Annotated in this window: 2 protein-coding genes; both read right to left on the reverse strand. The window is 68.6% G+C overall.

What is annotated here, in order from left to right; translation table 11 throughout:
- A partial coding sequence (locus tag LPZ50_RS24595) for a biotin carboxylase N-terminal domain-containing protein (protein WP_329957702.1) occupies positions 1-1701 on the reverse strand: 1701 nt, incomplete at its 3' end.
- Positions 1701-1861, reverse strand: a 161-nt coding sequence (locus LPZ50_RS25495) for an allophanate hydrolase-related protein (protein ID WP_419195641.1), incomplete at its 5' end; no start/stop codon positions are given. The genes LPZ50_RS25495 and LPZ50_RS24595, both read right to left, overlap by 1 nt.

Genomic DNA, 1861 nt, shown 5'->3' on the forward strand with positions numbered 1-1861 from the left:
CAGGCCGTTGCGTACCGCCAGGTAGCCGCGGCAGCCGGTCGCGGCGCGGCCCATGGCCAGCACCTGGCCGCGACGCACGGCCACCGGCTGCCACATGGGCACGGGTTCGCCATCCAGCATGGCTTCCATGTGGGCGCCCGTCAGCGCCACCACAGTGTCGCTGTGGAACTTCAGGCTGGGGCCGGCTAGCGTGCATTCCAGGGCGGCAGCCTGGGCGGCGTTGCCGACAATGCGGTTCGCCAGCTGGAAGGCGTAGTCGTCCATGGGGCCCGAGGGCGGCACGCCGATATTCCAGTAGCCCACGCGGCCGGGGTAGTCCTGCACGCTGGTGTAGGTGCCGGCTTCCAGCACTTCCAGCGCGGCGGGCTGGAAGTCGAAACCGTCCAGGAAGCGCGTGGACAGATCCGCGGCGGCGAAACGCGGGTCCGCGGCCACTTGCCGCAGGAAGTCCAGGTTGGTGGCAATGCCGTGCAGCTGCGTGCGCGCCAATGCATCACGCAGCCTGGCCAGCGCCTGGCCGCGGTCTGCGCCGTGCACGATCAGCTTGGCCAGCATGGGGTCGTAGTACGCCGGCACATCGGTGCCGGTATCCACCCAGCCATCCACGCGCACATCGTCGGGAAACGCCACGCTGGTCAGTACGCCGGGCGACGGCTGGAACTGGCGCGCCGGGTCTTCGGCGTACAGGCGCACTTCGATGGCGGCGCCCTGCGGAGGGCGGCGCATGTCGTCCCAGTCCAGCGGCTCGCCGGCCGCCACGCGCAGCATGCATTCGATCAAGTCCAGCCCTGTGACGGCTTCCGTCACGGGGTGCTCCACCTGCAGGCGCGTGTTCACTTCCAGGAAATAGAAGGCATCGCGCGCGCTGTCGTAGATGAACTCCACCGTGCCCGCTGAACGGTAACCCACCGATTCGCCCAGCATCACCGCGGCGTCCAGCAGCGCGGTGCGCGTGGCCTGGGGCAGCCCGGGGGCGGGGGTTTCTTCAATGATTTTCTGGTTGCGGCGCTGGATAGAGCAGTCGCGTTCGCCCAGCGCCACGACCTGGCCCTGCCCGTCGCCGAAGATCTGTACTTCGACGTGGCGCGCGTGGTCGACGTAGCGTTCGATGAAGGCGCCGCTGTCGCGGAAGAAAGTCTGGCCCTGGTGCTGTACCGCCGCGAAGGCGGCGCGCAGCTCTTCCGCGCCGGCGCAGCGCGACAGGCCGATGCCGCCGCCGCCCGCCGTGCTTTTCAGCATGACGGGGTAGCCGATATGTTCGGCCTGCGCCAGCGCTTCGGCGGCGCTGCTCAATAGCCCGGTGCCGGGTGTCATGGGCACCCCCGCGGCCGCGGCCAGTTCGCGGGCGCGATGTTTCAGGCCGAACTCGCGCAGTTGCACGGCGGTGGGGCCGATGAACGCAAGGCCGGCGGTTTCGCACGCCTCGGCGAATTCCGCGCTTTCGGAAAGAAAGCCGTAGCCGGGGAAAACGGCCTGTGCGCCCGTGGATTGCGCAGCCTGCAGAATGCGGTCGATGCGCAGGTAGCTGTCGGCGGCCTTGTCGCCGCCCAGCGCCACCGCCACGTCGGCCTGGCGCACGTGGGCGGCATTGCGGTCAGGGTCTGAGTACACCGCCACGCTCTTGATACCCAGGCGCTTCAAGGTGCGTATGGCACGCACGGCGATCTCGCCGCGATTGGCGATAAGAACGGTATGGAACATTATGGCTTTTCCCCTTGGTGGGCTGCGGCGGCTTGCAGGTGATGCAGATAGGCGCGCCAGCCGCCGAACTCGGTAATGTCGCGCGCGCCCGTGATGCCGCAGGGCTCGCAGATGAAACCCTTCACCTGCCGGCCGTCGGCCAGTTCCAGCGTGCCTATGC

Source organism: Bordetella petrii (genome assembly GCF_020991325.1).
GTDB classification, from domain to species: Bacteria; Pseudomonadota; Gammaproteobacteria; order Burkholderiales; family Burkholderiaceae_B; genus Bordetella_A; species Bordetella_A petrii_E.